7 protein-coding genes and 1 tRNA gene are annotated in these 8,355 nt (G+C 71.7%); 3 read left to right on the forward strand and 5 right to left on the reverse strand.

Annotated features, from left to right (window positions below; translation table 11 throughout):
- Window positions 1–91: 91 nt before the first annotated feature.
- The 3 genes from N4G63_RS09920 to N4G63_RS09930 form a co-directional block, all read right to left on the reverse strand.
- On the reverse strand, window positions 92–1,882 hold the full coding sequence (locus N4G63_RS09920; protein WP_260788206.1) for an acyl-CoA dehydrogenase: 1,791 nt from the start codon (window positions 1,880–1,882) through the stop codon (window positions 92–94).
- A 94-nt stretch (window positions 1,883–1,976) separates the two neighbouring features.
- Window positions 1,977–2,909: an electron transfer flavoprotein subunit alpha/FixB family protein gene (locus N4G63_RS09925; protein ID WP_260788207.1), complete on the reverse strand. Its 933-nt coding sequence runs from the start codon at window positions 2,907–2,909 to the stop codon at window positions 1,977–1,979.
- A 118-nt stretch (window positions 2,910–3,027) separates the two neighbouring features.
- The gene (locus N4G63_RS09930) at window positions 3,028–3,777 is read right to left on the reverse strand and encodes an electron transfer flavoprotein subunit beta/FixA family protein (protein ID WP_260788209.1); all 750 of its coding nucleotides are present in this window, start codon (window positions 3,775–3,777) and stop codon (window positions 3,028–3,030) included.
- Window positions 3,778–3,952: 175 nt separating this feature from the next.
- On the opposite strand from N4G63_RS09930, the gene murI reads away from it, so the two are divergent.
- Both murI and N4G63_RS09940 read left to right on the forward strand, forming a co-directional pair.
- On the forward strand, window positions 3,953–4,819 hold the full coding sequence (gene murI / locus N4G63_RS09935) for a glutamate racemase (RefSeq protein ID WP_314599629.1): 867 nt from the start codon (window positions 3,953–3,955) through the stop codon (window positions 4,817–4,819).
- Window positions 4,820–4,945: 126 nt separating this feature from the next.
- Window positions 4,946–5,029 (forward strand) — tRNA-Leu (locus N4G63_RS09940).
- Window positions 5,030–5,195: 166 nt separating this feature from the next.
- On the opposite strand, the gene N4G63_RS09945 is transcribed toward N4G63_RS09940, so the two are convergent.
- Window positions 5,196–5,894, reverse strand: a complete 699-nt coding sequence (locus N4G63_RS09945) for a TetR/AcrR family transcriptional regulator (protein WP_260788212.1) — start codon at window positions 5,892–5,894, stop codon at window positions 5,196–5,198.
- 111 nt (window positions 5,895–6,005) lie between these two features.
- Between N4G63_RS09945 and N4G63_RS09950 the strand changes: the two genes are divergently transcribed.
- The gene (locus tag N4G63_RS09950; protein WP_260788213.1) at window positions 6,006–7,373 is read left to right on the forward strand and encodes an MATE family efflux transporter; all 1,368 of its coding nucleotides are present in this window, start codon (window positions 6,006–6,008) and stop codon (window positions 7,371–7,373) included.
- Here the strand turns inward: N4G63_RS09950 and N4G63_RS09955 are convergent.
- On the reverse strand, window positions 7,345–8,307 hold the full coding sequence (locus N4G63_RS09955; protein ID WP_260788214.1) for an acyl-CoA dehydrogenase family protein: 963 nt from the start codon (window positions 8,305–8,307) through the stop codon (window positions 7,345–7,347). The genes N4G63_RS09950 and N4G63_RS09955 overlap by 29 nt on opposite strands.
- Between the last annotated feature and the right edge of the window lie 48 nt (window positions 8,308–8,355).

Here is an 8,355-nt window from a genome sequence, read left to right on the forward strand (position 1 = left end):
GCCGCGCAGGCTGCGCGGATTGCACCGCAGCGCCGGCCGGCAGTCTTGCGCCGGCTGGCTGCCACGCTGCGCAGCGCGCGCAGGGCGGGTTTCAGAAGGCCTCGAGGGCCAGCGCGGTGACGCTGTCGGCGCCGTCCACGATGGCCGCGCGCAGGCTGGTGCAGCGGCTGAGCACATGGTCGGCATGGAAGCGCGCAGTGGCCACCTTGGCCTGCATGAAGCTGGCGTCCTCGCCGGCGGCCAGGGCGTCTTCGGCGGCCATCAGTGCACGGCCCATCTGCCAGCCGGCCACCACCATGCCGCTGAGCATCAGGTAGGGCACGCTGCCGGCATAGGCGGCATTGGGGTTGCCCTTGCCCTGCGCGGCGATGAAGCCGATGGCGTCGAGCCAGGCGCGGCGGGCCGTGCCCAGGCCCTGCGCAAAGGCCTGGCAGGCGGCGCTGCCGCGCGCGGCCAGCTCGCCCTCGGTGCGCTCGATCTGCGCGGCGATGGCGCGTGCGCCGGCACCACCATCACGGCTGGTCTTGCGGCCCACCAGATCGTTGGCCTGGATGGCCGTGGTGCCCTCGTAGATGGCCAGGATCTTGGCGTCGCGCAGGTACTGCGCCGCACCGGTCTCCTCGATGAAGCCCATGCCGCCATGCACCTGCACGCCCAGGCTGGCCACCTCGAGGCTCATCTCGGTGCTGTAGCCCTTGATCAGCGGCACCAGAAACTCGTAGAAGGCCTGGTTCTGCGCGCGCGTCTCGGCATCGGGGTGGGCATGCGCCGCGTCGTAGGCCGCAGCGCCGACCAGGGCCATGGCGCGACAGCCTTCCACCTGGGCGCGCATGGTCATCAGCATGCGGCGCACATCGGGGTGGTGGATGATGGCCGCGGGGCCGGTGGCCGAGCCATCCACCGGGCGGCTCTGCACGCGGTCGCGCGCGTACTGCACGGCCTTCTGATAGGCCCGGTCGGCCACCGCGATGCCCTGCACGCCCACGCCAAAGCGCGCGGCGTTCATCATCACGAACATGTACTCGAGGCCGCGGTTCTCCTGGCCCACCAGGTAGCCAATGGCGCCGCCATGATCGCCGTACTGCAGCACCGCGGTGGGGCTGGCCTTGATGCCCAGCTTGTGCTCGATGCTGACGCAGTGCACGTCGTTGCGCGCACCCAGGCTGCCGTCGGCATTGACCATGAACTTGGGGCACACGAACAGCGAGATGCCCTTCACGCCCTCCGGCGCGCCGGCCACGCGGGCCAGCACGAGGTGGACGATGTTCTCGGCCATGTCGTGCTCGCCGTAGGTGATGAAGATCTTGGTGCCGAAGATCTTGTAGCTGCCATCGGGCTGCGGCTCGGCGCGGGTGCGCACCTGGCTCAGGTCGGAGCCGGCCTGCGGCTCGGTGAGGTTCATCGTGCCGGTCCAGCGGCCCTCGATCATCGGCGGGATGTAGGTGGCCTTCTGCGCGTCAGTGGCCGCCGTGAGCAGCGCCTCGATGGCGCCGTCGGTCAGCAGCGGGCACAGCGCGAAGCTCACGTTGGCGGCATTGACCATCTCGGTGCAGGCCGCATGGATCAGCTTGGGCAGGGCCTGGCCACCCAGCTCGGCCGGGTGCTGCAGGCCTTGCCAGCCGCCTTCGGCAAACTGGCGGAAGGCATCCTTGAAACCCGGTGTGGTGCTGACCTTGCCGTCGTGGAACGACGAAGGGTACTTGTCGCCCTCCCAGTTCAGCGGCGCGACCACGCCCTCGTTGAGCTTGGCGCACTCTTCCAGCACCGCGGCGGCAGTGTCGTAGCCGGCATCCTCGTAGCCGGGCAGCTGGGCCACGGCATCGATGTTGGCCAGCGCCTTCATCGCGAAGAGCATGTCCTTGACGGGGGCACGGTAGGTCATTCGCAGGTCTCCGGGTCGAAAAAAAGGCGCCATGGTGGGCGCCCTCAGGGAATGGGGCCCGCCCGGCACGGGTGCCGGGCAAGGCAGGCGCGGTTTACAGCGCGTTGATCAGCTCGGGCACGGCCGCGAACAGGTCGGCCTCGAGGCTGTAGTCGGCCACGCTGAAGATCGGTGCCTCGGGATCCTTGTTGATCGCCACGATCACCTTCGAATCCTTCATGCCGGCCAGGTGCTGGATGGCGCCCGAGATGCCGCAGGCGATGTACAGCGTGGGGGCCACGATCTTGCCGGTCTGGCCCACCTGCCAGTCGTTGGGGGCATAACCCGCATCGACGGCGGCGCGGCTGGCGCCCAGCGCTGCGCCCAGCTTGTCGGCCAGCGGCGTGAGCACCTCGTTGAACTTCTCGCTCGAACCCATGGCGCGGCCACCGCTGACGATGATCTTGGCGGCGGTGAGTTCGGGCCGGTCGTTCTTGGCGATCTCGCTGCCCTGCCAGGTGCTGCTGCCGCTGTCGGCCACGGCGGCGATGCTCTCCACCGCGGCGCTGCCACCGGTGGCGGCGGCGGCATCAAAGCCGGTGGCGCGCACGGTGATCACCTTGGTGGCATCGGCGCTCTGCACCGTGGCGATGGCGTTGCCGGCGTAGATCGGGCGCTCGAAGGTGTCGGCCGAGACCACCTTGCTGATCTCGCTGATCTGCGCCACATCGAGCAGCGCGGCCACGCGCGGTGCGGCGTTCTTGCCGCCGGCGGTGGCGGCAAACAGGATGTGGCTGTAGCCACCGGCGATGGCCAGCACCTGGGCGGCCAGGTTCTCGGCCAGGCCATGGGCCAGGCTGTCGCCATCGGCGTGCAGCACCTTGCTCACACCGGCGATCTGCGCGGCGGCAGCCGCAGCGGCGGCGGCGTTGTGGCCGGCCACCAGCACATGCACATCGCCACCGATGGCCGCAGCGGCCGTGACGGTGTTGCGCGTGGCGCCCTTGATGCTGGCGTTGTCGTGTTCGGCAATAACCAATACAGGCATTGAGTTTCTCCTTGCAATCAGGTTCAGTCCAACCCAGCGGCCGCCGCGGAGCCGGCTTTGCCGGGCCGCTGGCGGCGCCCCCTGGGGGGAGGCGCCCTTGGGCGCTTCGGGGGGAGCGTCAGACGACCTTCGCTTCGTTCTTCAGCTTGTCGACCAGGGTGGCCACATCGGCCACCTTGATGCCGGCCTTGCGGCCCGCGGGCTCGGCCACCTTCAGGGTCTTCAGGCGCGGCGCCACGTCCACGCCCAGGTCGGCGGGCTTGACCACATCCAGCGTCTTCTTCTTGGCCTTCATGATGTTGGGCAGCGTGACGTAGCGCGGCTCGTTCAGGCGCAGGTCGGTGGTGATCACCGCCGGCAGGCTGAGCGACAGGGTCTCCAGACCGCCGTCGATCTCGCGCGTGACCTTGGCCTTGCCGTCCACCACTTCGACCTTGCTGGCAAAGGTGGCCTGCGGCAGCTTGGCCAGGGCCGCCAGCATCTGGCCGGTCTGGTTGCAGTCGTCGTCGATCGCCTGCTTGCCCAGGATCACCAGGCCCGGCTGCTCCTTGTCGACCAGGGCCTTCAGCAGCTTGGCCACGGCCAGCGGCTGCAACTCGTCGGCGCACTCGACCAGGATGGCGCGGTCGGCACCGATGGCCATGGCCGTGCGCAGGGTTTCCTGGCACTGCGTGACACCGCAGGACACGGCGATGACCTCGGTGGCCACGCCTTTTTCCTTCAGGCGCACGGCCTCTTCGACGGCGATCTCGTCGAACGGGTTCATGCTCATCTTGACGTTGGCGATGTCGACGCCCGTGCCATCGGACTTCACGCGAACTTTCACGTTGTAGTCGACGACACGCTTCACAGGCACCAGTACCTTCATGAGACGCGGCTCCTCGGGAGTTGAATTGACGTTTACGTAAACCTGGAAAGATTCTAAGGGCCACCCCTCAGCACCCGCCATGGCAAGAAATCGAACGACCGTGCTATTTTCTGCCATTGTGCCAAAGCGCGCCGTCTCCCCGGTGACGCGCAGGGCCATTTAGACTGCGCGCCCCATGGCAGCCCTCGGCACATCCTTGCGCAACACCTCCGCTGGCCCGGCGCCGCACATCGGCGTCTTTGACACCGGCATCGGTGGCCTCTCGGTGCTGCGCGCGCTGCGCCAGCAGCTGCCGGCGGCGCGCTGCACCTACCTGGCCGATTCGCGCTTCAACCCCTGGGGCGAGCGCCCGGCCGACTGGGTGGTGGGGCGCAGCCTGCAGCTGGCCGCCTGGCTGATCGAGCAGCAGCAGGTGGACCTGGTCTTGATGGCCTGCAACACCGCCACCACCCAGGCCATTGCGGCGCTGCGCGCGCGCTGGCCCGAGCGGCCCTTCGTGGGTGTGGAGCCCGGCATCAAGCCGGCCGTGGCCGCCACACGCTGCGGTCAGGTGGCGGTGATGGCCACGCCCGGCACGCTGGCCAGCCCGCGCGTGGCCCGCCTGATCGAGCAGCATGCCGGCGGCGCCCAGGTGCACCGCGTGCCCTGCCCCGGCCTGGCCGACGCCATCGAGACCGAGCCGCCCGATTCACCCCGCCTGGCCAGCCTGCTCGACCGCTTTGCCGCCGAGCTGCAGGCCAGCGGCGCCGACACCGTGGCGCTGGGCTGCACCCATTACCCGCTGGTGGCCCCGGGCCTGGCCGCGCGCCTGCCAGCCGGCGTGCAGCTGATCGACACCGCCGAGGCCGTGGCCCGGCGCGTGGCCAGCCTGCTGGCGCCTGCGGCGCAGCAGCCGGCAGACGACACGGGCCAGGCGCCGCCCCCCGGCGCCCTGCGCCTGCTGGCCACCGGCGACCCGGCACTGCTGCAGCAGGCCGCATGCCGCTGGGTGCAGGCCGATGCGCGGGCCCAGGCGCTGACCCTGCCCGACCCGCCGGGCTGAAATACGGTTCCGCATCGCCGCGCAGCAGCCCGCTGAATGGGGGCTCGGCCCCAGCGGGCGACCCGGCTCGGCAGCGCCCGCGCCAGCGCCCGATTGCCGCCTATCATCGGCGCCGCCCCACCCTCAGCGCGAGTGACGGAACGGTAGACGTAGCGGACTTAAACTCCGCAGCCGCAAGGCGTACGGGTTCGATTCCCGTCTCGCGCACCAGGCACGCACAGGCCCGGTCACAGCACCCGCAAGCGCCCGACGGCATACGGCGCGGCACCCGGCGACACCCTGATACACCCGGCGGCACCTGCAATCACCCGGCCCCTTCAGCCGGCCCACGCCGGCCCACGCCGGCCCACGCCGGCACCGCAGGCTGAGGCCGCGTTCAGCCGGCGCTGGCCGCGGGCGCGTCAGCCAGCGGCCCAGACGGCCGCTGCTGCAGACCTTCGCGCACCGCGCGCAGCAGCGCGTCGGCGCGCGCCGGCTCGCCGATCACCCGCGACAGCAGCAGCCCGCCCACCAGCGCGCTCACCGCGAACAGGGCCTCGTCGTCATCGGTCCGGGCCAGCTCGGCCACACGCGCAACAAAGCGCTCGACATGCGCCGCCATCACCTCGCGAACCGGCGCATCGGCACGCGCCGCGTCGGCGGCCAGTGCGGCCACGGCGCAGCCGTCCTTGCGGGCCTCGCGGTGGGCGCGGCTGAGGTAGTGGCGCACAAAGTCGTCGTAGGCGCTGCGCTGGGTCGAACGGCTGGCGGCGCTGGCCGTGCTGGCCGTGCTGGCCGTGCTCACGGTGCTGGCGGTGCTGGCGGTGCTGGCGGTGTTGGCAGTGCTGGCGCTGCGGCGCCGGCCGGCCGCGGCGCGCGAGGCGGCGGCGCCGTCCACCAGCGCACGTTCCAGGGCCTGGGCCAGCAGTTCGTCACGCGAGGCGAAGTGGCCGTAGAAGCCGCCATGGGTGAGGCCGGCGCTGCGCATCAGGCGCGCCACGCTCACCGACTCGAGGCCGGCATCGCGGATCTGCCCGGCGGCTTCGGCCAGGATGCGTTCACGGCTTTGCGCCTTGTCGGCCTGCGAGTGGCCCATGCGGATGCTCCATCGGGGACAGCGGGATTTCTGGATTGTATTTATCATGCAGCTGCATGACGACCATCATCTACAAATCGACGCCGCAGACCGCGGCGCGGGACTGAGGCCATGGCTGCATCCGCCGCCTCGCCCGAGGTGCAGCGCCTGCTGCACGGCCCCATCCTGCGCACGCTGCTGGCGCTGGCCGCGCCCAGCGTGCTGGCCATGGCCATGCAGGTGCTGGTGGGCATTGCCGAGACGGTGTACATCGGCCGCCTGGGCGCCACGCCGCTGGCGGCCATGGCGCTGGTGTTTCCGTTTCTGATGCTGGCGCAGCAGCTCTCGGCCGGGGCCATGGGCGGCGGCGTGTCGTCGGCGGTGAGCCGGGCGCTGGGCGCCGGCGATCTGCCGCGGGCCCAGGCGCTGGCCCTGCATCCGCTGCTGATCGGCGGCGGACTGGGCCTGCTGTTCACCGCGGCCATGCTGACGCTGGGCCCGCTGTTCTACCGCTGGCTGGGCGGCCAGGGCGAGGTGCTGGCGGCGGCCGTGGGCTATGGCCAGGTGCTGTTTTCCGGCGCGCTGCTGATCTGGCTGAGCAATACGCTGGCCTCGGTGCTGCGCGGCAGCGGCAACATGCGCGTGCCCTCGCTGGTGATCCTGGCGGCATCGCTGCTGCAGATCGTGCTGGGCGGCTGGCTGGCGCTGGGCGGCGCGGGCCTGCCGGCGCTGGGCATGGCCGGCGTGGCCATCGCCAACATCGTGGCCACGGCGGCCAGCGTGGCATTTTTCGCCTGGTTCCTGTTCAGCGGCCAGGGCCGCCTGACGCTCACCTTGAGCGGCATGGCCTGGCGGCGCGAGATGTTTGCCGACATCCTGCGCGTGGGCGCGGTGTCGATGATCTCGCCGTTCCAGAGCGTGCTGTCGGTGCTGCTGCTCACCGGCTTCGTGGCGCGGCTGGGGGCCTTGCCGCTGGCCGGTTATGCCATCGGCCAGCGGCTGGAGTTCTTGCTGATTCCGATCTCGTTCGGCATCGGCGTGGCGGCGCTGCCGATGGTGGGCATGGCCATCGGCGCGCGCGACGTGGCCCGTGCCCGCCGCGTGGCCTGGACTGCGGGCCTCACCTCGGGCGTCAACCTGGGCCTGATCGGCGCGCTGGTGGCGCTGTGGCCCGATCTGTGGGCCGGCCTGTTCAGCCGCGATGCGGCGGTGCTGGCCCATGCGCGCAGCTTTCTGCAGATCGCCGGCCCGGCCTTCGGGTTTTTCGGTCTGGGGCTGACGCTGTACTTTGCCTCGCAAGGCGCCGGCAAGATGCTCGGGCCGGTGCTGGCCGGCACGGCACGCCTGGCCACGGTGCTGGCCGTGGGCGGCTGGATCAGCCACGCCACCCAGCCCGATGTGAACGCGCTGTTCGGCCTGGTGGCGCTGTCGATGACGGTCTACGGCCTGGCCACGCTGGCGGCGGTGCGCGTCACGCGCTGGGGGCCGGCGCTGCGCTGAGGCCATCGGCCAGCCGGCGCCAGGCGCTGGCCGCGCGCAGCTGGCGTGCCGTGCCGGCCACCGCGAACAAGGCCGCATCGCGCTGCCAGCGCTGGGCAGCGGCGCAGCCGGCCGCGGCCCACAGCGGCTGGGCCTGGGCATACAGCCCGTGGGCCAGCTGCAGCGCGCCGGCCAGCGCCACATGGCCGGCGGCGGCCTGCGGATCGCGCCCGGCCAGATCGGCCAGCAAGGCCAGCACGGCCACCAGCTGCTCGCGGTAGGCCTCGGGCCAGGCGCGGGCGCGGGCCTCGCGCAGCAGGTAGGCCAGCACGGCCAGCGTGACATGGCTGTCTTCCAGCGTGCGAAAGGGCTTGACGTAGCGCTCGTAGCCGTCGCCGGGCAGCATGGCCGCGGCCGGCAGGCGCACGGCCGCCATGCGCAACGCGGCATGCGGCACCTCGGGCACAAAACGCGCGGGCGGCATGGCCTCGACCTGCAGGCCGGCCGTGGGCACCGGCACGCGCAGCACGCGCAACTGCGGCCGGCCGTCTGCGGCATCGGCCGCCGGGGCCAGCGCGGCGGCCACCAGCAGCACGCTGCCGGCCGGCCCCAGCGTGGCCCAGCGCTTCGCGCCATCGAGCTGCCAGCCGCCATCGGCCAGCGGCGTGATGCGGCTGCGGATGTCGCGCGGCCGGTTGCCCTCGGCCTCGGTCACGCAGAAGGCGGCCATCGCCTCGCCCGGCAGATCGGGCACCAGCGCGCGCAGCGCCGCCTGGTAGCCGCTGGCAAAGGCCCAGGCCACGCGGTCGGCCGCAAAGCCGCCGGCCAGGGCCAGCGCCGCGGTGTCGGCCGCGCCGTGCAGCAGGCCGGGCCAGCCCTGCCACCAGGCGGCCACGTCATCAACGGCGCGGGCCTGGGGCGCGGCGTGCAAGGCCTGGATCAGGGCGGGGTTCATGGCGCCTCGGCTGGCGGGGTGGATCGCCGACGATAGCCGCCGCCCTTG

The organism is Aquabacterium sp. OR-4, assembly GCF_025290835.2.
GTDB lineage: Bacteria > Pseudomonadota > Gammaproteobacteria > Burkholderiales > Burkholderiaceae_C > Pseudaquabacterium.

Coding starts and splice junctions, on each gene's coding strand:
- N4G63_RS09920 (WP_260788206.1), bottom strand. CDS start 1,882: ATGACCTACCGTGCCCCCGTCAAGGACATGCTCTTCGCGATGAAGGCG.
- N4G63_RS09925 (WP_260788207.1), bottom strand. CDS start 2,909: ATGCCTGTATTGGTTATTGCCGAACACGACAACGCCAGCATCAAGGGC.
- N4G63_RS09930 (WP_260788209.1), bottom strand. CDS start 3,777: ATGAAGGTACTGGTGCCTGTGAAGCGTGTCGTCGACTACAACGTGAAA.
- murI (WP_314599629.1), top strand. CDS start 3,953: ATGGCAGCCCTCGGCACATCCTTGCGCAACACCTCCGCTGGCCCGGCG.
- N4G63_RS09945 (WP_260788212.1), bottom strand. CDS start 5,894: ATGGGCCACTCGCAGGCCGACAAGGCGCAAAGCCGTGAACGCATCCTG.
- N4G63_RS09950 (WP_260788213.1), top strand. CDS start 6,006: ATGGCTGCATCCGCCGCCTCGCCCGAGGTGCAGCGCCTGCTGCACGGC.
- N4G63_RS09955 (WP_260788214.1), bottom strand. CDS start 8,307: ATGAACCCCGCCCTGATCCAGGCCTTGCACGCCGCGCCCCAGGCCCGC.